The organism is Luteibacter flocculans, from assembly GCF_023612255.1.
Taxonomy (GTDB): Bacteria; Pseudomonadota; Gammaproteobacteria; order Xanthomonadales; family Rhodanobacteraceae; genus Luteibacter; species Luteibacter flocculans.
The window spans coordinates 2,717,349-2,738,346 of the sequence record NZ_CP063231.1 but is presented as its reverse complement, the minus strand read 5'-3'; the positions used below and the strand labels follow the sequence as shown (position 1 = coordinate 2,738,346).

The 20,998-nt window shown below is 63.8% G+C and carries 20 protein-coding genes and 1 tRNA gene; 15 read left to right on the top strand and 6 right to left on the bottom strand.

The window, feature by feature from the left end:
• Positions 1-44: 44 nt before the first annotated feature.
• From IM816_RS11705 to IM816_RS11695, 3 genes are all read right to left on the bottom strand, one after another.
• Positions 45-1,433, bottom strand: coding sequence for a PhoH family protein (locus IM816_RS11705; protein WP_250338208.1), 1,389 nt, complete (start codon positions 1,431-1,433; stop codon positions 45-47).
• Between the two features lie 83 nt (positions 1,434-1,516).
• On the bottom strand, positions 1,517-1,978 hold the full coding sequence (locus IM816_RS11700; protein WP_250338207.1) for a peroxiredoxin: 462 nt from the start codon (positions 1,976-1,978) through the stop codon (positions 1,517-1,519).
• Positions 1,979-2,004: 26 nt separating this feature from the next.
• Positions 2,005-2,580: a glycine cleavage system transcriptional repressor gene (locus tag IM816_RS11695; protein WP_072321426.1), complete on the bottom strand. Its 576-nt coding sequence runs from the start codon at positions 2,578-2,580 to the stop codon at positions 2,005-2,007.
• Between the two features lie 164 nt (positions 2,581-2,744).
• Between IM816_RS11695 and dapA the strand changes: the two genes are divergently transcribed.
• The 5 genes from dapA to IM816_RS11670 all read left to right on the top strand — a co-directional run bounded on the left by dapA (position 2,745) and on the right by IM816_RS11670 (position 7,510).
• Positions 2,745-3,638, top strand: a complete 894-nt coding sequence (gene dapA, locus IM816_RS11690; protein ID WP_250338206.1) for a 4-hydroxy-tetrahydrodipicolinate synthase — start codon at positions 2,745-2,747, stop codon at positions 3,636-3,638.
• A 30-nt stretch (positions 3,639-3,668) separates the two neighbouring features.
• Positions 3,669-4,253, top strand: a complete 585-nt coding sequence (locus IM816_RS11685; RefSeq protein WP_250338205.1) for a hypothetical protein — start codon at positions 3,669-3,671, stop codon at positions 4,251-4,253.
• A gap of 328 nt (positions 4,254-4,581) precedes the next feature.
• Positions 4,582-5,511, top strand: a complete 930-nt coding sequence (locus IM816_RS11680; protein WP_250338204.1) for a hypothetical protein — start codon at positions 4,582-4,584, stop codon at positions 5,509-5,511.
• A 71-nt stretch (positions 5,512-5,582) separates the two neighbouring features.
• Positions 5,583-6,518: a hypothetical protein gene (locus IM816_RS11675; protein ID WP_250338203.1), complete on the top strand. Its 936-nt coding sequence runs from the start codon at positions 5,583-5,585 to the stop codon at positions 6,516-6,518.
• A 62-nt stretch (positions 6,519-6,580) separates the two neighbouring features.
• Positions 6,581-7,510: a hypothetical protein gene (locus IM816_RS11670; protein ID WP_250338202.1), complete on the top strand. Its 930-nt coding sequence runs from the start codon at positions 6,581-6,583 to the stop codon at positions 7,508-7,510.
• Between the two features lie 61 nt (positions 7,511-7,571).
• On the opposite strand, the gene fdxA is transcribed toward IM816_RS11670, so the two are convergent.
• Complete coding sequence (fdxA, locus tag IM816_RS11665; protein ID WP_072321420.1) at positions 7,572-7,895, bottom strand: ferredoxin FdxA; 324 nt, start codon at positions 7,893-7,895, stop codon at positions 7,572-7,574.
• A 25-nt stretch (positions 7,896-7,920) separates the two neighbouring features.
• A tRNA-Glu gene (locus IM816_RS11660) sits at positions 7,921-7,996 on the bottom strand.
• A 219-nt stretch (positions 7,997-8,215) separates the two neighbouring features.
• Between IM816_RS11660 and pcnB the strand changes: the two genes are divergently transcribed.
• The 10 genes from pcnB (at position 8,216) to IM816_RS11610 (ending at position 18,908) form a co-directional block, all read left to right on the top strand.
• Positions 8,216-9,538, top strand: coding sequence for a polynucleotide adenylyltransferase PcnB (pcnB, locus tag IM816_RS11655; RefSeq protein ID WP_425602576.1), 1,323 nt, complete (start codon positions 8,216-8,218; stop codon positions 9,536-9,538).
• Positions 9,535-10,020, top strand: coding sequence for a 2-amino-4-hydroxy-6-hydroxymethyldihydropteridine diphosphokinase (folK, locus tag IM816_RS11650; protein ID WP_250338200.1), 486 nt, complete (start codon positions 9,535-9,537; stop codon positions 10,018-10,020). The genes pcnB and folK overlap by 4 nt, the downstream gene beginning before the upstream one ends.
• 58 nt (positions 10,021-10,078) lie before the next feature.
• Positions 10,079-11,164: a UDP-N-acetylglucosamine-transferase gene (locus tag IM816_RS11645; RefSeq protein WP_250338199.1), complete on the top strand. Its 1,086-nt coding sequence runs from the start codon at positions 10,079-10,081 to the stop codon at positions 11,162-11,164.
• A 55-nt stretch (positions 11,165-11,219) separates the two neighbouring features.
• Positions 11,220-12,047 carry a 3-methyl-2-oxobutanoate hydroxymethyltransferase gene (gene panB / locus IM816_RS11640; protein WP_072321417.1) on the top strand — a complete coding sequence of 276 codons (828 nt, stop codon included), beginning with the start codon at positions 11,220-11,222 and terminating at the stop codon, positions 12,045-12,047.
• Positions 12,048-12,057: 10 nt separating this feature from the next.
• Positions 12,058-12,903, top strand: a complete 846-nt coding sequence (gene panC / locus IM816_RS11635; RefSeq protein ID WP_250338198.1) for a pantoate--beta-alanine ligase — start codon at positions 12,058-12,060, stop codon at positions 12,901-12,903.
• A 136-nt stretch (positions 12,904-13,039) separates the two neighbouring features.
• Positions 13,040-13,420 carry an aspartate 1-decarboxylase gene (panD, locus tag IM816_RS11630; protein WP_072321415.1) on the top strand — a complete coding sequence of 127 codons (381 nt, stop codon included), beginning with the start codon at positions 13,040-13,042 and terminating at the stop codon, positions 13,418-13,420.
• 210 nt (positions 13,421-13,630) lie between these two features.
• Entirely contained in the window at positions 13,631-15,265 is a 1,635-nt protein-coding gene (pgi, locus tag IM816_RS11625) for a glucose-6-phosphate isomerase (protein ID WP_250338197.1), read from the top strand.
• 468 nt (positions 15,266-15,733) lie between these two features.
• The gene (locus tag IM816_RS11620) at positions 15,734-16,609 is read left to right on the top strand and encodes a hypothetical protein (RefSeq protein ID WP_250338196.1); all 876 of its coding nucleotides are present in this window, start codon (positions 15,734-15,736) and stop codon (positions 16,607-16,609) included.
• Positions 16,610-17,169: 560 nt separating this feature from the next.
• Entirely contained in the window at positions 17,170-17,742 is a 573-nt protein-coding gene (locus tag IM816_RS11615) for a hypothetical protein (protein WP_250338195.1), read from the top strand.
• Between the two features lie 203 nt (positions 17,743-17,945).
• Positions 17,946-18,908 carry a hypothetical protein gene (locus IM816_RS11610; protein ID WP_250338194.1) on the top strand — a complete coding sequence of 321 codons (963 nt, stop codon included), beginning with the start codon at positions 17,946-17,948 and terminating at the stop codon, positions 18,906-18,908.
• A 4-nt stretch (positions 18,909-18,912) separates the two neighbouring features.
• On the opposite strand, the gene parE is transcribed toward IM816_RS11610, so the two are convergent.
• Positions 18,913-20,799, bottom strand: a complete 1,887-nt coding sequence (gene parE / locus IM816_RS11605) for a DNA topoisomerase IV subunit B (protein WP_072321412.1) — start codon at positions 20,797-20,799, stop codon at positions 18,913-18,915.
• Between the last annotated feature and the right edge of the window lie 199 nt (positions 20,800-20,998).

Sequence of the window (20,998 nt, the reverse complement as noted above, 5' to 3'; positions counted from 1 at the left end):
CCCAGGGGGCGGGCATGGCGCCCGCGCCCCTTTGTTTACAGCGGTTACAGCGCTTCCGACGCGAAATCCGCCAGGCGCGACCGTTCGCCGCGCTTCAGCGTGATGTGTCCCGAATGCGCCCACATCTTGAAGCGGTCCACCGCATAGGTGAGGCCCGAGGTGGTCTCCGTGAGATACGGCGTGTCGATTTGTTCCACGTTGCCCAGACAGATGATCTTCGTGCCCGGTCCGGCGCGGGTGATCAGGGTCTTCATCTGCTTGGGCGTGAGGTTCTGCGCTTCGTCGATGATGAGGTAGCGACTCAGGAACGTGCGCCCGCGCATGAAGTTCAGCGAACGGATCTTGACCCGCGATGCCAGCAGATCGTTAGTGGCCTGACGCCCCCACGAGCCGCCTTCCTCGGGATTGGCGAGCACTTCGAGGTTATCGGTCAGCGCGCCCATCCAAGGCGTCATTTTTTCCTCTTCCGTGCCCGGCAGGAAACCGATGTCTTCGCCGACCGGCACGGTGGCGCGGGTCATGATGATCTCGCGGTAGCGCTGCTGGTCCATCACCTGGGCCAGGCCGGCGGCGAGCGCGAGCAGCGTCTTGCCCGTGCCCGCGGTGCCCAGCAGGGTCACGAAGTCGACGTCCGGATCCATCAGCAGGTTCAGGGCGAAATTCTGCTCGCGGTTGCGCGCGGCGATGCCCCACACGCTGTGGGCCGCATGCGTGTGGTCGTCGAGCAGAACGAGCCGGGCCTTGCGTGCATCTTCGTCGCCGGAGATTTGCAGCACGCGCAGCTCCACGTCGTTTTCGCCCGGCATGTACAGGCACTGGTTCGGGTACCACTGCTCGTCCTCGTGGACGTTCACCTCGTAGAACGTCCGGCCTCGCTCGTTCCAGGAACGGAGCTCCGGATGCCGGCTCCAGAAGTCTTCCGGCAGCGCGTCCGAGCCCGTGAAGAGCAGGGCGAAATCGTCCAGCGCGCGGTCGTTCTCGTAGTCTTCGGCGGTGATGCCGTAGATGGACGCCTTGATCCGGAGGTTGATGTCCTTGGTGACGAGGATCACCGGGCGATCCGGATGCTGGTCACGCAGGTCGATGACCGATGCCAGGATCTGATTGTCCGCCTTGCCGTTACCGTGGCTTGCGCGCTGCTGGAAGAACAGACGGCCCACCGCGCCACGCTTGAGCTTGACGCCTTGGGGGTTGCTGAGTTCCAGACCGTCGCGAAGGCCCTGGCCGCCGCCGCGCTCGATCAGTTCGTTGATGAAGCGGCTGACCTGACGGCCGTTGCGCGAAACTTCCGAGCCACCTTTCTTCTTTTCGTCCAGTTCCTCCAGCACCGTCATCGGTATGAAGACGTCGTGCTCCTCGAAGCGGAACAACGACGTCGGATCGTGCAGCAGCACGTTGGTGTCGAGGGCGTAGATGCGCTTGCTTCCGGTCATGCGGAAGTGACCTCATGCGGAGGTTGCGGAACCCGGTCGCGCGGCGACGACCGGGGGGAGGGTGCCGCTTGACGCGGTAGCCGTCACGCGGCGGGGACACTCTCTAATACGGCCTGCGCGTGGCCGGGGATCTTGATGCCGCGCCATTCCGCGGCGAGCTTGCCGCGGGGATCGATCAGGAAGGTGCTGCGCACGACGCCCAGGTAGCGCTTTCCGTAGAGCACCTTCTCGTGGATGACGTCGAACGCACGGCACCAGGTTTCGTCGGCGTCGGAGACCAGAGGAAAGGGCAACTCGTGCTTCTTCGCGAAGTTGGCGTGCGAACGGACGGAGTCGCGGGACACGCCGACGACTTCGGCGTTACGCGCCTTGAACGCGGCGTAGAGGTCGCGGAAATCCCGGGCCTCGTTAGTGCAACCCGGCGTGTTGTCCTTGGGGTAGAAAAAGACGACGACCCACTGGCCCTGGAGCGAAGACAGGGACAGCGTGGAGCCGTCGCCAAGCGTGCCTTCGAGTTTCGGTAGCTTCATGCTCTTGCCGGTCATGCGTACGTCCGCTGCTCCTCGCGGTTTTAGAACTTGACGGGATCCATGATGGCGTCGAGGTTGAGGCCATCGCACAGTTCGAGGAAATCGTCGCGCAGCGCGGCGATGTGCGTTTCCGCGGGAATGCCGATCGTGATCTGCGCCTGGAACATCTCGGCACCGGTCTGCATCGCCTGGTAGCGCATCGACGACAGTTGTTCGACGCTGATGTCCCGCCGCGAGAAGAACTCGATGATCTTCACCAGGATCCCCGGGCGATCCGCAGCGATCACCTCCACCAGATAAGGCAGCAGGTGCGCGGTGGGTTCGCGCGGTGTCGTGCGGTAGTGGACGATCTGCAGTTCTTCATCGCGACCGAGCTTGCCGAGCGACGTCTCCAGCTTCGCCACCGCATCCCATGCGCCGACGGCCAAAAGCATCACCGAGGTGTCGTTGCCGATGGTGGAAACCCGGGCATCGGCGAGATTGCAGCCGGAGTCGGCGATCCGCTTGGCCAGCGCGAGGATCGGCGCGCGATGCGCCGGCGACAGCGTCGAAATGAGAAGTTGGTTATCGGTGGCGGCGTTGCGTGCTGCAGAACGATTCAAGGCGGGACTACCCATGGCGCATCCCGCGGGGCGCGGGACCAACGCTTTGGGGGCAGCTTACTTGGCCCCGTCGCACGCTAGCAAGACACGGCACGCCCGCCGGAGGGGATAGGGCCGAATGGACTAGCCCGAAACGCCCCGGTAACATGCGAAGCGTTGATTGCACAACGGGTTTCACCTTGGATATCTCAGGCAGCATCACCGCGCTGGCGACGCCTTTCGCCGCCGACGGTTCCCTCGATCTGGACGCGTTCGGCCGGTTGCTGGACCAGCAACTGGAAGGCGGGACCCAGGCCGTCGTGGTGGCTGGCTCGACCGGCGAGTCGCACTTCCTGGAACACGACGAATACGAGCGCCTGCTGGCGTTCGCGGTGCAGCGCGTCGGCGGGCGTGTTCCGGTCGTCGCCGGCACCGGCGAGGCGGGCACCGCAAAAACCATCGCCACCACGCGCCGCGCGGCTGCGCTGGGCGCAGATGCCGCGCTGGTCGTCGCGCCGTTCTACGTGCGCCCCACGCAGGAGGGCCTGCGCCGGCATTTTCTCGCCGTGGCTGATCAGGGTGGCCTGCCCGTCATTCTGTACAACGTGCCTCCACGCACGGGCTGCGACATCGCTCCGGAGACCCTGGCTGTGCTGCGCGACCACCCCGGCATCATCGGCGTGAAGGAAGCCCGTGGCGACGCCGAGCGCATCCGCGCCGTCGCGGAACTTATCCGGCCGGATTTCGTCTACCTGAGCGGCGACGACGGTTCGGCTCCCGAGGCCATGCTGGCCGGCGCCGCGGGGACTATCTCGGTTGTGGCCAACCTGGTACCCAAGGCTTTTCGCGAGTTGTGCGACGCCGCCCGATCGGGCGACGCGCAGCGCACGCGGCAGGCTGCGGAACGGCTGGCCCCGCTCATTGATGCCTTGAATTGCGCGCCGAATCCGATCCCGGTCAAGGCTGGCCTGGCCGCCCTGGGGCTCGGTTCCGCGGCTCCGCGGCTGCCCCTGGTCGAGCTGGAATCTGGCCCGGCGCTGGCGAGGCTGCACGAAACCCTCGCGGCTCTGGCACCATTGGCGTCTGCCGCCTGACGCTCACCTTCCCAACGGAACCCAAAGTTCATGAAGAAAACCTCGTACGCGCTGGTCGTCCCGGCACTGCTCCTGTCCGTCCTGGTCGTTTCCGGTTGCGGCGCGTTCCGCTCCACGAAGGAATGGCAGAAGGCCCAGCAGGAAGCTCCCCTGGAAATCCCGCCGGGCTTGGATACGCCCTCGACCAGCGCCGCCCTTGTGATTCCGGACGTGGGCGCCGGCGCTGACGCCAACGGGAACGCTTCGGCGGCGCCCGTCTCCGACGGTTTCGTGCTGACCGATGCCCCCGACGCCGCCTACCGCCGCATCGGTGAGCTGCTGAGCGTGGGCGACCTGGGCAAGGTCGTCGGCCACGACGACACTGCACACAGTTATCAGATCGCCGTAAATCGCGGTAAGCCGGAAGGCCGTCCGGGCCTGTTCCGTCGCATGTTCGGTGGCGGCAAGAACGCCGATCAGGATGCGAAGGACGCTCCGTCGTCGCAGGGCGGCACGCACAGTGTCGTGCTGTCCGTCATGCCGAGCGGCACCGGCAGCGAAGTTCGCGCGCAGGGCGATGCCGATGGCGTCCGTCGTGTCGTGGACGCGCTGAAGTCGCGGATGGGCAGCAAGTAACGCGATCTATCAACTGAGCATCACGCCCACGTAGATCGTGGGATGGCGAGATGCGACAAAGGCGGCCCTCGAAAGAGGGTCGCCTTTTTTGTCGTTGCGCTGAGCTGCGCGACGAGGCGATCGGCTCTGGTCGCACTACAAGCTGACCGGGGCGAGACCGCGCCGAGGGGTGCATCCAAGAAAAAGTCTTTGTGCATTGGATGCCTCGGCAGCTTGTGCCGGATATCGTCTGCGGTCGCCTACGACCGAGGGTCGATATCGGGCCGCTTCGCCCGGTGCCAGACTGCGGTTCACCGGAGATTGCATGCGGCTTACATGGAGGTAAGCGATGGACACGATGATTGCTCGCGCGTTTCGGATCGTATCCATGGCGACAGCGGTCGCCTTCTTTGCGGCATGTGCAGGCCAGGAGCCTCGCCATTCAGGCGGAGTGACGGCGTCCCCTTCGGGGGGCGAGGTGGTGACGAACATGCTGGCGCGTTTCAACAACCTAGACATCCAGTGTGGAGGGGGCACCAATCCCAGGCTGACGTGCAATGGCGTGTATATGCGTGCCACGAAGCGCGGAGAGGGCTTTCATGTCTGGAATCCCAATCCGGACTCGCCAAATAAGAACTCGGTGTCGTTTTCCTGGCTGAACAAGCGAGGCTCTTTCGGTGGCCTCGCGTTCGACTCTGACAACGGGTTCACCCTCCTGCCCTCCGACCAGGCCTGGCAAGCAGGTCTCGACCCGGTCAGTGCGCTCTGCCTTTTCCCCTATGACGCAGCGACATGGAATCGCAGCGACGATGGATGCGGTGCGTATCCGGGTATCCCTGGCAGCGGACCTTGTCAGGCACAGAACATTACCAACGCCGATGAGTGGATCGCCCGCTACGGAGCTGGTGGCATGTACGGGAGTCAGTGCAGTTTCGATGCCCATCTGGTGTGGCCCGTTTATCAGGGATGGGAAGTCAGGTCCAAACTCAAACGGCCAGACTTGCACAAGCTACACAACGAGGTCATGTTGCGTGCGTGGCGGAAGGATGATCCTGGCCTGCCGCTGGAATCCTTTTTCTATATCGGCGGAAGCGCGAAAGGGCGCGGTGAGGCCATGGCGAATCAGAGAGATTTCAAAGCGGTGATAGGGCGTTGGGTGCCGGTCGTCCAGATCGTTCTGCCGCAGAGTGAAGGGAACGACGCGTACTTCCGCTACTTACCCGAGGACCAGGCGGTGCCCGCGACGCGGACCGCCTCTATACCTTCCGCCAAGCACTGAGCATGTGCATGCTGGTGATGCGGTGCTGAAGTAGAGAGAGCGATAGGCAGGCCGACACAGGGAGGTGTTGGATGAAAGCTCGACTCATGTATGCGTGGCGCTCCCTTGGCGTCGCTGTCGCGGTCGTTCTTCTCGCGGCGTGTGCGGGGCAGGGGTATCGTCCGCATGGCTCGTACGGTCGTGCTTCCGGTGCGGAGGTGGCGCGGCACCTCCAGGAGCGCTACGACGAAACCTTTCGCGCTTGCATGCAATACCCAGGCGATCCTGACCCGAAGCCCGTGCTGCTTTGCTCCGGGGTTCTGATGAGGGCGACGAGGCGGGGGGTCGGTTACTATGTCTGGAATCCGAATCCTGGCTCGCCGGTAAAACAGGGCGTATCGTTCTCCTGGCTTCGGCGTGACGCGGGCTTCAGTAGCCTGGCCTTCAGCTACACGAACGGCTTCATCATCCTGCCGCGTTACTACGCCGACTCGCCTTCGGATGGCTATACGCAGCTCTTCGCCCTTTGTGCGTATCCGTACGATGCCGCAACGGTGGGTAGAACCACCGGAAAGTTGGACGGGTGCGGTGCGTATGTCGGCATCGCTGACAGTGGGCCGTGCGAGGCGCAGGGTATTCAAAATTCGGCGGCCTGGATAGCGCAGTTCGGCCACCGGAACTTTTATGGGGAGCAGTGCGGGTTCGGACTGCTCCCCGGCACCCCCAATGCCACCCAGGCGTTTGAGTCTATCGGGCAGATCCGGTCGCAACTAAATAAGCGCTTTGACCTACAGAACGAAATCATGATCGGTGCGTGGGCGCAAGACGATGCCCGGATCCCTCTCGAAGCGTTCTTTTATCTCGCAGGCTCTGCGCCTGGATTGAGTGAGGCAAGGCAGAACCAGTCGGAGTTCAAGTCGGTTACGAATCGCTGGGCGCCGATCATTCAGGTGACCTTGCCTTCGGCCCTCGGGGGTGCCGCGTCGTTTCGGTTCAATACTCAGGATCAACAGGTGCCGCAGCCGTAGTTACGCGCACCTTAAAGCGCCGCATGGCGGGCATAGACACTTATTACCAGGAAGGTATGACCATGGTCGTAAGAGGCTCGAAGCTCTGGGCGCGCCATCTCATAGGGATAACCGTTGCGCTGTTGCTGGGCAGCTTCCACGTGGGCCATGCGCACGAGGTGGAGCACAAGAGCGACGCCAGGGGCAGTGAGGTGGCTGCGGCGATCCAGGCGCGTTACGACGACGAGCGGACGACGATGTGTGCAGGCTCCGACACGGCGCCTTCGTTTCTCTGTTCGGGGGTGATCCTGCGCAGCACGGCGTATCCATTCGACGGCCATGTCTGGGACCCCAAGGGCTCGTCTAACCCGAAGCCGGGAGGCATATCGTTTTCCTGGATGCGCCGCGACGCGCAGTTCAAGAAGGTTGCGCATCGTTATGCGCAAGGGTTCGTGCTGGTACCCGTGCTGAAATATGGCGGCAGGCCATTTCGGAACATGGAAGTGCTATGCGCGTTTCCCATCGACGCTGCGACCGATCAGCGCAACCGTCGCGGATGCGGTGCCCATGAAACGTACCCGACACAGAGCGGGCCCTGCCAGGCGCAGGGCATTGTCAGTGCGGCGGCGTGGGTAGCTCACTACAACGTCGTCTCGGACAAGTTCGAGCGGCACAACCATCAGTGCGGCTTTACGATGGTGTCGGGTACCGTCGGTTCGTCGGCGATCTTCGAGGCTGTCCTCGCGGCCATGCGCGCGATCAAGGATGAGTCGTTTGCCGAACAGAACGAATTGGTCATCGAGGAATGGGGCTTTGGCGAGGGCGCGCAACTGCCCATCGAAGCGTTCTTCTACGTGGCGGGGCACGACGGGCCGACCGGTGCCATGGCCTATCAGCGCGACTTCTACGTCACGACGGGGCGCTGGGTGCCGGTGATACGCCTGATGATGGCGCGAACGCCTGGCGATCGGGCGACGTTCGTCTACCGGCCGGAAGACCAGGCCATTCCTTGATCGATTGATACGTTCGCAGCCGCGATGCTGGCTGGATCTGGATGTATCGGAGCGTTTGGGCTCAGCGCTGCAGCAGCTTGAGCTTGTCCGGTTTGCCTTCCCATTCCTTGGCGTCGGGCAGGCCATCCTTGCGCTCGGTAATCACCGGCCAGTCCTTCGACAGATCGGCATTCAGCGCAACGAACGCCTCCTGACCCGCGGGAACGTCGTCCTCGGGGTAGATGGCGTTGATCGGGCATTCCGGCTCGCAAAGCGTGCAGTCGATGCACTCGTCCGGATTGATCACCAGGAAGTTCGGACCTTCATGGAAGGCGTCCACCGGGCAGACTTCGACGCAGTCCGTGTACTTGCACTTGATGCAGTTATCGGTGACGACAAAGGTCATGCGAAGGGTTCGATGCCGGATAAAGTGGCGCTCCCTACGAGGTTCGAACTCGTGTTCCCGCCTTGAGAGGGCGGTGTCCTAGACCACTAGACGAAGGGAGCGGGTCGTACTGAGAGTACGAAGCGCGCTAGTATATCCAAATTCGCGCAGGCGGCAATGGCTTTCCGGGCCGCTCGTGGAATTGAGTCTAATTCGTTACATTTGACCCATTCATCCCGACACCGCTTGCCGGTGGGGGCAGCCACTTGAACGGACGCCGGAGCGTCCGCCAGGACTTCGACCGCTTGAATCCCGATACCAGGAGTGACGTTCCGCCGGTAATGCGCATTATCCCGCGTGAACAGCATTCCATTTCCCGCAAGAACATCAGCAAGGCCGCGCTGCGCGTGCTTTATCGCCTGCACGACGCGGGTTTTGCCGCGTATCTCGTCGGCGGGGCGGTACGCGACCTGCTGCTGGGCGGGCACCCGAAGGACTTCGACGTCGCCACCGACGCCACGCCCGACGAGGTAAAGGGGCTGTTCCGCAACTGCCGCCTGATCGGCCGGCGCTTCCGGCTGGCTCATGTGGTGTTCGGCCCGGAAATCATCGAGGTCGCCACCTTCCGCGGCACGGGGGAGGAAGGGGGCGAGGGCGACCGTCACATCGTCGACGGGCGCATCGTCAGGGACAACATATGGGGCACGATCGAGGAGGATGCGGTGCGCCGCGACTTCCGCGTCAACGCCCTCTACTACGACATCTCCGATTTCAGCGTGCGCGACTACGTCGGCGGCATGCGCGACCTCGAAGACCGCAGCATGCGCCTGATCGGCGATCCCGAGCAGCGTTACCGCGAAGACCCGGTACGCATGCTTCGCGCGGCTCGCCTGGCGGCCAAGCTGGGCTTCACGATCGATCCCGCGACGGCGGCGCCTTTCTCCACCCTCGGGCACCTGCTGGGCGAAGCGGCACCGGCACGCCTGTTCGACGAGTCGCTGAAGCTGTTCCTTGGCGGTCATGGCCTCAAGAGCTTCAAGATGCTTGAGGCCTGCGGTCTGCTCAAGTTCCTCTTTCCCGCCACGGCGCGTGCGCTCGAACGCGGCGACAACGCCTTGCGTGCGCTCGTGGAGCAGGGCCTCGCCAATACCGATGCGCGCATCGCCGAAGGCAAGTCCGTCACGCCGGCCTTCCTGTACGCGGTGCTCCTGTGGGGCGAGGTCCGCGATCAGGCGCAGGGCTGGATCGCCCAGGGCTACGACGCCAACGAGGCCTGGCAGCGGGCGGCGGTCCACGTGGTGGGCGAGCAGTGCCAGCGAGTCGCGATTCCGCGCCGTTTCACCTTCACGATGGAAGAAATCTGGGCGCTGCAGCCGCGCTTCGAGCAGATCCACCGCAAGCGCGTTTTTCGCTTGATGTCGCATCCCCGGTTCCGCGCTGCGTTCGACTTCCTGCTGCTGCGTGCGCACGAATCGCCGGGCATGCGCGAACTGGGCGAGTGGTGGGCGCATGCCCAGCAGTTGCCGCCCGAGATGCTCGCCGCCGCGCTTGGCGGCGGCGGGGTTCCCGCGCACGAAGCGACCGCCCCGGCTGCCGCAGTGCGCAAGCGTCGGCGTCGGCGTAAGCCTGCCGGGCGCGGCAAGGGCGATTCGGGCGGCGCGTGAGCGTTCGCGCCTTCATCGGCCTGGGGGGCAATCTCGGCGAGACCCGGCAGATCCTCGATGCAGCGATCGCTCGACTCGGGGAGCACTCGGGTATCCGGATCACGGGGCGCTCGCGGTTCTACCGCACGCCGCCCTGGGGCCCGGTGCCGCAACCGGATTTCGTCAACGCGGCGATCCGGATCGAGACCGACCTCGCGCCGCATGGTCTGCTCGACGTATTGCTGGATACCGAACGTGCCTTCGGCCGCGTGCGCGATGGCGAGCGTTGGGGGCCCCGTGTGCTTGATCTCGACCTGCTTTCCTACGGCGACGTCACGCTGCACGACGACCGTCTGCATGTGCCTCATCCGCGCATGGCCGAGCGCGCCTTCGTACTGTTGCCTCTGGCGGATATCGACGAGGGATATGTCGTTGCCGGACAAGGCTCCGTGTCGGCGTTGCTGGAAACGCTTGGTACGCAGGGCTGCGAACCGCTTCCTTAGGCTCCCGCCACCGGCGTAGCATCGCTCCGACGCCAGGAAGGCGAGTGCAAGGAAGCGCATGGACGCAGCGGATCGCAAGACCCTTTTTGTGCAGATTCCCGCCTACCGGGATGCCGAACTGTTGCCCACGCTGGTCGATATGATCGAACGGGCGAGCAGCCCGCAGCGACTGCGTGTAAGCGTTTGCTGGCAGCACGATACCTTCGACGATCCCACGCGTTTCATGGATGGCGGCTTCAGCGTGACCCGCGACGTCTTCAAGGGGCGCCTGCGGCATACGCTGCGCCGGCGGGGCGCCACGATCCAGCTGTTCGACTACGCCATGGACGAATCGCGTGGCTGTGGTTGGGCGCGGGCGATGGCCCAGCAAGGCTTCTGCGATGAGGATTATTCCCTGCAGATCGATTCTCATCACCGCTTCGCACGGCACTGGGATCGTGACCTGATCGAGATGCTCGAAGACCTGCGTTGTTCGGCCTATCCACGCCCCGTGCTGGTCGGGCATCCGCCGGCCTATGTGCCGGGCGAGCGTATGCCGGAACGCTGCGAGGAAAGCCATCAGATGGATTTCGTCGCCTTCGGTGGGCTGTGTGTCGTCCGTACCCGTTCCACGCCCATCCATCCGTCGGCGACCCGTCCTGTGCGCGCGCGATTCTTCAGCGGCGGTTTCGCCTTTGCCGACGGCAGCATCGTGCGCGACGTGCCGGCCGATCCCGATCACTACTTCAATACCGAAGAGATCACGCTCGCCGTGCGTGCCTATACCCACGGCTACGACCTGTTTCATCCCCACCGTCACGTGCTCTGGCACTACTACGGCCGCGAGGGTGCGCCGAAAGTCTGGGAGGACCAGTCGCTGGCGCGCGCTCGCGGTGAAACCGCCCTGGACGGCGGTCAACTGGGTGTGCGCGCCATGGCCGCCGTGGAAGCGGCCTTCGGCATGGGCAACAAGCCGCCTGTGACCGTGCCGTGGCTGGGCACCCGGCGCACGCTCGCCCAGTACGAACGGTATGCCGGCCTCTGCTTCGCCCGGCGGGCAGCGACCCCGGAAACGCTTGCCCGTCTCGCGCCGAGCGACGCGGACCAGGGGCTGGACGAAGAGGCCTGGGAGGCGCGCCTGCGCGCCGCGCCGTGGATTCCTTGAGATAGCGGCCGGGTAGGCGGACAATCCGTCTTTCTACCCATGAGGCGACAAGAGCGTGTACGTCGAAAAAACGAGTGCGCCGGCGCGCAAGCCGGTGACCGTGCCGGGCCTGAAAGCAATGAAAGCGGAAGGCCGGAAGATCGTGATGCTCACCGCCTACGATGCGAGTTTCGCCGCCCAACTGGATGCCGCCGGTGTCGACGTGGCGCTGGTGGGCGATTCGCTGGGCATGGTGGTGCAGGGCCGGTCGAGCACCTTGCCCGTGACGGTCGATGCCATGGTCTACCACACCGCCGCCGTGGCGCGAGGTCTGTCGTCCGCGCTGCTGGTGGCCGATCTCCCGTTCATGAGCGATCGCGACGTCCCGACCGCCATGGACGCCGCGACCCGCCTCGTCGCCGAGGGCGGCGCGGCGATGGTGAAGATCGAAGGAGCCGGGCGTATCTGCGAAGTGATCGCTGCGCTGGCCGAGCGCGACATTCCGGTCTGCGCGCATCTGGGCCTCACGCCGCAGTCCGTGAACAAGTTCGGCGGCTATAAGGTGCAGGGCAAGACCGAGCAAGCGGCTGCCGCGCTGCTGGCCGACGCCAAGGCGGTCGAGGCCGCCGGGGCGGATCTGCTCGTGCTCGAATGCGTGCCGGCCGCGCTGGCCGCGCGCATCACGGCCGAATTGTCCATTCCGACCATCGGCATCGGCGCAGGCGTCGATTGCGACGGCCAGGTGCTGGTGGTGTACGACCTGCTGGGCCTTACCCCGGGCAAGCGACCCCGTTTTTCCAAGGATTTCCTCGCTGGACGCGATTCCATCCAGGGCGCCATCGGCGCCTACGTTGCCGACGTGCGCGAAAAGCGCTTCCCCAGCGTCGAGCACAGCTTTACCTGAGGACATTCCAATGCAGACCGTGACCGATGCCGCCGCGCTGCGCGCCGCCATCAGGGGCTGGCGTACCGCCGGGCAGACCGTCGGCTTCGTGCCGACCATGGGCAATCTCCACGCCGGCCATCATTCGTTGCTGAAGCTGGCGCGTGCGCGCGCCGATCGCGTGGTCGCGAGCGTGTTCGTCAATCCTACCCAGTTCGGTCCGGGCGAGGATTTCGAGCGTTACCCGCGCACGCTGGCCCAAGATCAGGCAGGGCTCGCCGAAGCGGGCTGCGACATCCTCTTCGCTCCGGACGTCAGCACCATGTATCCGTTCGGTGCCGCGGCCAGCGTAAGCATCCACGTGCCGGTCATCACCGAGACACTGGAAGGCGCCCACCGACCGGGTCATTTCGATGGCGTGGCGACTGTGGTCGCCAAGCTCTTCAGCCTCGTCCAGCCCGATCTCGCGGTGTTCGGCCAGAAGGATTTCCAGCAGCTGAAGGTGATCGAGCGGATGGTCCGTGACCTGTCGCTGCCGGTGAAGGTGATGTCCGCACCGACCCTGCGCGATGAGGACGGTCTGGCGATGAGCTCCCGCAACCAGTACCTGTCGACGGCCGAACGTGCCCGCGCGCCACAGATCCACGCCACGCTGGTCCAGATGCGCGAGCTGTTCCGTCAGGGGCATGCCTGGCAGGCTCTGGAGCAGGCCGCCCGGGCACGCCTGGAGCGGGCTGGCTTCGTGCCGGATTACGTGGCGATCCGCCGGGCCGACGATCTGGCCGAACCTGGCGAGGAAGATCGCGAGGGCCTGATCGCCCTGGTGGCCGCACGACTGGGAAGCACGCGGCTCATCGACAACCTCTCGTTCGACTGAATCCCTTCACGGCCCGGGACTTGCGTTTCCGGGCCGTCTCCCCCATAAAGCGCACCGACAGAGGCAGCCCTCACGACGGACGGGCCACCCTCCGTTAGAATGGGCGTTTTTTTGCAACAACACCCCAGAGACCGCCATGCACCTCAACATGCTCAAGTGCAAGATCCACCGCGCCACGGTGACTCACGCCGAGCTGAACTACGAAGGGTCGATCGCCATCGACGGCATCCTGCTGGACGCCGCAGGTATTCGCGAATACGAGCAGATCCACGCTTGGGACATCAGCAATGGCGAGCGCTTTGTGACCTACGCACTGCGTGCGGAAGAGGGCTCGGGCATCATCTCGGTGAACGGCAGTGCGGCCCGCCGCGTGTCGACCGGCGACCTGATCATCATTGCCGCTTTCGTCGGCCTGTCCGAAGCGGAGCTGGCCAAGTACCAGCCCGACCTCGTGTACGTCGATTCGAACAACATCATCACGCACACGAATCACGCGATTCCGAAGCAGGCGGCGTAAGTCGGCGGGCTGCGCCCTGCCTGTAAGTCGCGCTACGTGTAGTGAACAGTAAGCAGAGCGCGCGACGATCAGCTCTTACTTACGGTTCACAGGCCGCGCAGCGGCCGACTTACAGGCGGCCCGTGGCCGCCGACTCCCGGAACATACAATCCGCTTACGCTGCACTGCGGTAAGATTCCGTCTTCCCTCCGTTGCAGCCAAGTGGAAGCCATGGAATCAAAGCACGTCCCGTTGCCCTCGTTCGAGGAACACGCCTCTCGCCTTGCCAAGACGCACCTCCGTGACCTCGTTCAAGACGAGGCCCGCGGAGAGCGTCTGCGCCGCCGCATGGGCCCCATCCTTCTCGACGTCTCTCGCCAGAAGCTCGACGTGCCCGCGCTGGATGCGGTCGGCGAGTACATCGAAAGCACCGGCTGGAAAGCCGCGCGCGATGCGATGTTCGAAGGCAAGCACATCAACACCTCGGAAGACCGCGCCGTGCTGCATACCGCACTTCGCGGTGGCGCATCGCGGCATCCTGCGGCGCCGGCCGACGTTCGTAAGGACGTCGCGGACGCGCTCGACAAGATGGAAGCCCTCGTCAATGCCGTGCACAAGGGCGAAGGCCATTCGGTCGGCCTGATCGACGGCGTCACCGACGTGGTGAACATCGGCATCGGCGGATCCGACCTGGGCCCGCGCCTGGCCGTCCATGCGCTGGAACAGTTCCACGTGAAGGGCATTACCAGCCACTTCCTCACGAACGTCGACGGTCAGGCCGCGACCGACCTGATGAAGAAGCTCGATCCCGCGCACACGCTGGTCATCCTCGTCTCCAAGAGCTTCAACACGCAGGAAACCCTGCTCAACGGTGGCGTTTTCCGTAACTGGATCCTCAAGGCCAACGACGGCGACGAAAAGAAGACCGCCAGGCATTTCATCGCAGTCAGCTCCAACGTCGAGGCGGTGCGGAAGTGGGGCGCGTCGCAGGTGCTCCCGATGTGGGATTACGTCGGCGGACGCTTCTCGCTGTGGTCCGCCGTGGGCGCCTCGATCGCCTTCTCCATCGGCATGCAGGGCTTCCGCGAGCTTCTCGCCGGTGCCGCCGAGGCCGACGATCATTTCCGTACCGCGGCGTGGCAGGACAATCTCCCGGTGCTCCTGGCCATCGCGGAAGTCTGGAATCGCAACATCCTGGGCCGCAACAGCCGCGCGGTCGTGCCGTATGTCGATTCGCTGGCCGATCTTCCTTCCTACCTCCAGCAACTGGAGATGGAGAGCCTGGGCAAGCACGTGCATCCGGACGACGGCAGCGAGGTGCAGCAGCCCACGGTTCCCGTGGTGTGGGGCAGCATCGGCACCAATGCCCAGCACGCGTATTTCCAGGCGCTGCATCAGGGCACCGATACTGTGCCGCTCGAATTCATTGGCCTGGTGAAGCCGGCGCATCCGCTGCGCGAGAACCACGATGTGCTGCTATCGAACCTGCTTGCACAAGCCGCCGCGCTCTCGCTGGGCAAGACCTTCGACGAGGCGCTCGCCGAGGCGAAGACGGGTACGGAGGCCGAGCGCCGCACCCTCGCAGCACAGCGCACCTTCAAGGGCGATCGCCCGAGCACGGTGTTCATGCTCGACGCGCTTACGCCGCATTCGCTGGGTGCATTGATCGCGTTGTACGAGCACAAGGTGTTCATGCTGGGCCACCTGTGGGGCATTAACGCGTTCGACCAGTGGGGCGTGGAACTGGGCAAGGTCATCGCCAAGCAGATCTACCCCTCACTCGCCAACGACAAGAGCGCGGGCGACCTCGGCCAGTTCGACGGTGCCACGCGCGGCCTGATCGAGGCGATTCGCGGCCGTCGTTGATCCTTCGATGTCGAGGCATTGAAAAAAAGCCCGGCTTGCCGGGCTTTTTTTCGTCGGCATTCCTACAACCGATGACCTATGGCAGCTCCCGTCACTCGGGCGCAGTCTGGATACGGGGATTACTCGTCAAGGAGACGGCGCCATGGATGGCCGCCTGCACCGATGGCTCGTCATCATCGCGCTGGCATGCCTGCTCGCGTCATGCGCCACCGGCCGTCTGCACCCGAACGGCAGCGGCCGTGCGACGCCGCCCGCAGAAAGTGGCCCGATCTTCGCGGCCCATCTGCAATCTCGATACGACGATGCGACGCACGATTGCCGGGGAACGCCGGCGGTGTTGTGCACCGCCAGGTCGACGTTCACGTACAACGCGTGGCCGATCAGGTCATCCCCAACTGACGAGCGAAGAGCGTCCGGGCCAGGCGCCCGGTTTTAAATCGCGGAGAACCAATGAACGGAGATTGCGCCATGGATGGCTTCAGATTCAGCTCGTTCGCTGTCGTAGCGATGGCGTGTTTACTCGCGGCCTGTAGCGTGCACGATGCGTGGCGTGGCGACGGTGTCCGGGCGAAGGCGCGACCGACGGAGACTGGGGCTGAGGTGGCCGAGCACCTGCAGAGACGTTTCGACGCAAAGCTGGACGATTGCGGTTCGGCCACGCGGCCGGCATTTCTGTGTTCGGGCATTCTCATGCGATCGACGGAGTATTCGGCCACCTATCACTCCTGGATACCCAACCCGAACACCGCGCCCTGGGGCATCTCGTTTTCCTGGCTCAGGCAGGACTCGGACTTCGACGAAAACTATCCCTCGGATAATGGTTTCATCGTCTATCCGCGTTTCTATGCGGACGACGGCAACTACGACCTGCTGACCGTCCGTTGCGCATTTCCGTTCGATGCGTGGACCGGTGCCCCCGATCGTTGCAATACGTCCGGTCATCCCGGTCTTTGCCAGAAGCACGGGGTCACGAACGCGTTTCAGTGGATCGCGAAGTACACCGACAATTCCAATCAATGCGCATTCGACGTCAATCCCAGTGCGCCGGACACGGCGTTCGCGTGGACGCAGATGGTCACGGTGCGGCAATTGAAAAACAGTTTCGACCGCAACGAAATCATCCTCGCCGCATGGGCGCAGAACACCCATGCGAGGATGCCGCTCGAAGCCTTTTTCTATCGAACGAACGGGGTGGGAAGTGCATTGAACGACGCACGGTCCGATCAAAGGGACTTTAGGGCTACGGCCGGCCGTTGGGTGCCCATCATCCGCTGGACGCCGACCGTTGGCGCGGCCCGTGCGACGTTCACCTATAACGTCGCCGACCAGGCCATCCTCAATTGAGGATGGTGGCGATCAGACCTCGAGGGTCGCGAGATCGCCCTTTTCCTCGAGCCACTGCTTGCGATCGCTCGCGTGCTTCTTCGCCAGCAGCATGTCCATGAGTTTCTGCGTGCCGTCGTCGGTGTCGACGGTCAGCTGGACCAGGCGGTGACGAACCCCGCTACGGCGGGGTTCTTTTTTTCGGGGGGCTTGACGCCTACAACCGATGAAATATTGCCGGCACCCTCAAAGCGACGCACGCTTTGAACCGACATCCCAAGGAAGGGAGAAGGTGCGTGCAACGGATAGCCCGATCATTTGCTTTTAGCGTGGTCTTCTCACTTCTGGCGGGTTGCCTGCCATCGCATCAGGGCACCGGGGATGCGCGCCGCCTCGTTCCTCCGACCGAATCGGGGCCAGAAGTCGCGGAGCACCTTCAATCTCGCTACGACAAAATCGTTACGGCTTGCGCACCGTCGAATACCCCCGCCGTGCTTTGCTCGGGTGTTCTTATGCGAGGGACGCGATGGTCTACGGGTTATCACTCCTGGATTCCCAATCCAGGGACCTCCGCAGGTGGCGTGTCATTCTCCTGGCTGCGTCAGGACAGCAACTTCGCCACGGCGGCTACTGTCAACGGGTTCATCGTTTACCCGCACTATTATTCCGATGATCCCTACTTCTACCAGCTCATCGTCGAATGTGGATATGTGGTGAACGCGTCTACGGGAAGCCTGGCTGATAAATGCAGGACGCCGTGCCATCGGCAAGGCGTCATCACCGCAGAGCAATGGCTGAGCAAGTATCCCAGCGGCTACGGTTGTGCCTTCAAGATCGCCCCTGGTGATGCCGCGCCCGATCCGACCTTCGCATGGATGCAACTAGTGAACGTGCGCGTGGCACGCCAAATTTTCACCTGGAACGAGATCATGGTGGCTGAGTGGCCACAGAACACCCACACGGACATGCCGTTGGAAGCGTTCTTCTATAGAACGGGAAGTGCATCCGGACTTGCGGACGCAGGCAAGGACCAGAAGGACTTCCGTGCCACCGCCGGGCGATGGGTACCTGTCATTGCGTGGACGCCGGCCACGGCGATCGGGGGCCGCGCAACGTTCGCTTATCGGGACGCGGATCAGGCCATCCTTCAGTGATCGGTTGATAGCGGCGGCACTCGAACGTTCGCTGGTGCGCGCGAATATCTCAAGTCTTCCTGCATGCGAAGCGTGCCGCAAATACGCCGCTTGCGCTTACGTCTTCAGGGCTATCGCATCACATATGCGGTCGGCGCAAGATAGTGACGGGCGCCTTGGGATGGGCTGTCAGGATGGTCGTTTCTCCACGGATGGGGGTGCGTATGGCTACGCCGCTCAAATGGCTGCTTTTGCTCGCGTCATTGACGCTGACGACGTGGGACGCCGCATCGCATGCGATGCCGTCCCCGCAATCGAAGGATTACTCGGGCCAGGCGGTCGCGGAAAACCTGCAGAGGCGTTTTAGAGATAAGAGCTATTATTGCGGGGTGGCTGCGAATGGACATAAGCGTCCAGCCTTTCTCTGCTCGGGCATCCTGATGCGTTCGACCCACTATTCGCCGGAGTACGACTCGTGGCTACCAAACCCCGCCACCGCGCCACCCGGCGTGTCGTTCTCATGGCTGCGCCAGGATTCCAACTTCCCAGAAAACTTTCCGTCGGGGAACGGGTTCGTCGTTTATCCGTGGCTCGCCTACCCGAAGGGCAAGGGATACGTCCAACTGATGGTGCGCTGCATTTATCCCCGCGATGCATGGACCGACAAGCCGGATCGCTGTCAGACACATCAGACGATTTGCCAGGACCAGGGCATCTATTCGGATGGGCAGTGGGTCAAGAAAGGTTTCAAAGACGACAAGAATCAGTGCGCGTTTGGGGTTGAGGATTCTAGACAACGAGATACGGCCGAAGCCTGGATGCAGGTCGTAGACGTTCGCCGAGACTTGAATATCTTTGCGCGCAACGAAGTGATCATCGCCGCATGGCCGCAAGACGTAGGCGAAAAGATGCCGGTCGAGGCGTTCTTCTATCGAACCAACTGCTTTTATACAGACGACGATTGCGGCGCCAAATTGCCGGTCGCTGAGCAGATGTCGCCCAAGAAAGCCGAAACGTATCGTCGTGCAGCCGCAATGAACGATCAGAGCCGTTTTTTAACAAAGACGGGACGCTGGGTGCCGGTCATCCTCTGGACGCCCGCCACCGAGAGCACAAAACCCGCGAAGTTCACCTACCGCAAGGAAGATCAGGCGGTCCCGGAGCCGCCTGATACGCCGGAACCGTGAACGCTCAGACTTCCAATGTCGCCAGGTCGCCCTTGTCTTCCAGCCACTGCTTGCGGTCGCCCGCGCGCTTCTTCGCCAGGAGCATGTCCATCAGCTTCTGCGTGCCGTCGTCGGTGTCGACCGTGAGCTGCACAAGGCGGCGCGTGTCGGGATGGATGGTGGATTCGCGCAGCTGCGCGGGATTCATCTCGCCGAGGCCTTTGAAGCGGGTGACGCTGACGGCGCCCTTCATCTTCTCGCGCTCCACCTTTTCGAGCATGAGGCGCTTTTCTTCCTCGTCGAGGCAGTAGAACACCTGCTTGCCCACGTCGACGCGGAACAGCGGCGGCATCGCCACGAACACGTGGCCCTCGCGGACGAGCGACGGGAAATGACGCAGGAACAGTGCGGAGAGCAGGGTGGCGATGTGCAGGCCGTCCGAATCCGCGTCGGCGAGAATGACGACCTTGCCGTAGCGCAGCCCGGAGAGGTCGTCCTTGCCGGGGTCGCAGCCAATGGCGACGGCGAGGTCGTGCACTTCCTGCGATGCCAGCACGGCGCCGGATTCGACTTCCCAGGTGTTGAGGATCTTGCCGCGCAGCGGGAGGATCGCCTGGAAGTCCTTGTCGCGTGCCTGCTTCGCCGAGCCACCGGCGGAATCGCCCTCGACCAGGAACAGCTCGGTACGCGTCAGATCGGTGGCGGCGCAGTCGGCCAGCTTGCCGGGCAGGGCGGGGCCTTGGGTGATCTTCTTGCGAACGACCTGCTTCGCGGCCTTCAAACGCGCGCTTGCGCGCTCGATCGCGAGCTGGGCGATCTTCTCGCCCAGGTCCACGTGCTGGTTGAGCCACAGGCTGAAAGCATCGTGCACCACGCCTTCGACGATGCCGGCGGCCTGGCGCGACGAGAGGCGCTCCTTCGTCTGCCCGGCGAACTGCGCGTCCTGCAACTTGACGCTGAGTACGAAGGCGAGGCGCTCCCAGACATCTTCGGGCGCCAGCTTCACGCCGCGCGGAAGCAGGTTGCGCAGGTCGCAGAATTCACGGATGGCATTGGTCAGGCCCGAACGCAGGCCGTTGACGTGCGTGCCCCCCTGCGCCGTCGGAATGAGGTTGACGTAGCTTTCCTGGACCAGTTCACCCTCGGGCAACCAGGCCAGGGCGACGTCCAGCGCGTCGGTATCGCGCGCGAAATGCTTCACGAAGAGATCCGACGGCAATGCTTCCGCGCCCTGCAGTTCGCCGCGGAGATAGTCGGACAGGCCGTCCTCGTAGTACCACTCGCTGGTCTCGCCGCCTTCCTCGGTCAAGCGCACGGTCAGGCCCGCGCAGAGCACGGCCTTCGCGCGCAGCAGGTGCTTGAGCTTGGAGACGAGGATCTTCGGCGTATCGAAATACTTCGGGTCAGGCCAGAAGCGCAGCGTGGTGCCGGTCTTCTTCTTCGGCACGCTGCCGATGACTTCCAGGTCGCTGGCGCGATCGCCATGCGCGAAGGCCATGCGGTATTCCTGGCCGTCGCGGCGGATCGTGACGTCGACGCGCGTGGAAAGCGCGTTGACCACGGACACTCCCACGCCGTGCAAGCCGCCCGAGAAGGCGTAGTTCTTGTTGGAGAACTTGCCGCCCGCATGCAGGCGCGTGAGGATCAGCTCGACGCCGGGCACCTTCTCTTCCGGATGGATGTCCACCGGCATGCCGCGGCCATCGTCGCTCACTTCCACCGAGCCGTCGTTGAAGACGGTGACCTCGATCGTCTTGGCGTGACCGGCCAGCGCCTCGTCCACGGAGTTGTCGATGACTTCCTGGGCCAGATGGTTCGGCCGCGAGGTGTCGGTGTACATGCCGGGGCGGCGCTTGACCGGGTCAAGGCCGCTGAGGACTTCGATGTCTGAGGCGTTGTAGCGAGTGTTCATCGGATGCGTTGCTCGTTCGTAGCCGGGCAGGATGGGGCGAGGGCAAGAGACGGTCAAGTTTGGCTGGATCCCATGTCACGCGGTGAGATCGGCCGGCACGAAATTGTGGGAGCCGCCATGGCGGCGAGAAGCCTACGAAGCGAGGGTAGGAGCCACCCTGGTGGCGAAGTCAGAGCATGGTGGGAGCCACCCTGGTGGC

What these genes read in the sequence shown, in the direction of transcription:
- panD (WP_072321415.1), top strand. Translation starts at nt 13,040, where the DNA reads ATGCACCTCAACATGCTCAAGTGCAAGATCCACCGCGCCACGGTGACT.
- fdxA (WP_072321420.1), bottom strand. Translation starts at nt 7,895, where the DNA reads ATGACCTTTGTCGTCACCGATAACTGCATCAAGTGCAAGTACACGGAC.
- pgi (WP_250338197.1), top strand. Translation starts at nt 13,631, where the DNA reads ATGGAATCAAAGCACGTCCCGTTGCCCTCGTTCGAGGAACACGCCTCT.
- IM816_RS11645 (WP_250338199.1), top strand. Translation starts at nt 10,079, where the DNA reads ATGGACGCAGCGGATCGCAAGACCCTTTTTGTGCAGATTCCCGCCTAC.
- panC (WP_250338198.1), top strand. Translation starts at nt 12,058, where the DNA reads ATGCAGACCGTGACCGATGCCGCCGCGCTGCGCGCCGCCATCAGGGGC.
- IM816_RS11685 (WP_250338205.1), top strand. Translation starts at nt 3,669, where the DNA reads ATGAAGAAAACCTCGTACGCGCTGGTCGTCCCGGCACTGCTCCTGTCC.
- IM816_RS11705 (WP_250338208.1), bottom strand. Translation starts at nt 1,433, where the DNA reads ATGACCGGAAGCAAGCGCATCTACGCCCTCGACACCAACGTGCTGCTG.
- IM816_RS11620 (WP_250338196.1), top strand. Translation starts at nt 15,734, where the DNA reads ATGGATGGCTTCAGATTCAGCTCGTTCGCTGTCGTAGCGATGGCGTGT.
- IM816_RS11675 (WP_250338203.1), top strand. Translation starts at nt 5,583, where the DNA reads ATGAAAGCTCGACTCATGTATGCGTGGCGCTCCCTTGGCGTCGCTGTC.
- IM816_RS11695 (WP_072321426.1), bottom strand. Translation starts at nt 2,580, where the DNA reads ATGGGTAGTCCCGCCTTGAATCGTTCTGCAGCACGCAACGCCGCCACC.
- IM816_RS11610 (WP_250338194.1), top strand. Translation starts at nt 17,946, where the DNA reads ATGGCTACGCCGCTCAAATGGCTGCTTTTGCTCGCGTCATTGACGCTG.
- IM816_RS11680 (WP_250338204.1), top strand. Translation starts at nt 4,582, where the DNA reads ATGGACACGATGATTGCTCGCGCGTTTCGGATCGTATCCATGGCGACA.
- IM816_RS11670 (WP_250338202.1), top strand. Translation starts at nt 6,581, where the DNA reads ATGGTCGTAAGAGGCTCGAAGCTCTGGGCGCGCCATCTCATAGGGATA.
- parE (WP_072321412.1), bottom strand. Translation starts at nt 20,799, where the DNA reads ATGAACACTCGCTACAACGCCTCAGACATCGAAGTCCTCAGCGGCCTT.
- pcnB (WP_425602576.1), top strand. Translation starts at nt 8,216, where the DNA reads ATGCGCATTATCCCGCGTGAACAGCATTCCATTTCCCGCAAGAACATC.
- IM816_RS11700 (WP_250338207.1), bottom strand. Translation starts at nt 1,978, where the DNA reads ATGACCGGCAAGAGCATGAAGCTACCGAAACTCGAAGGCACGCTTGGC.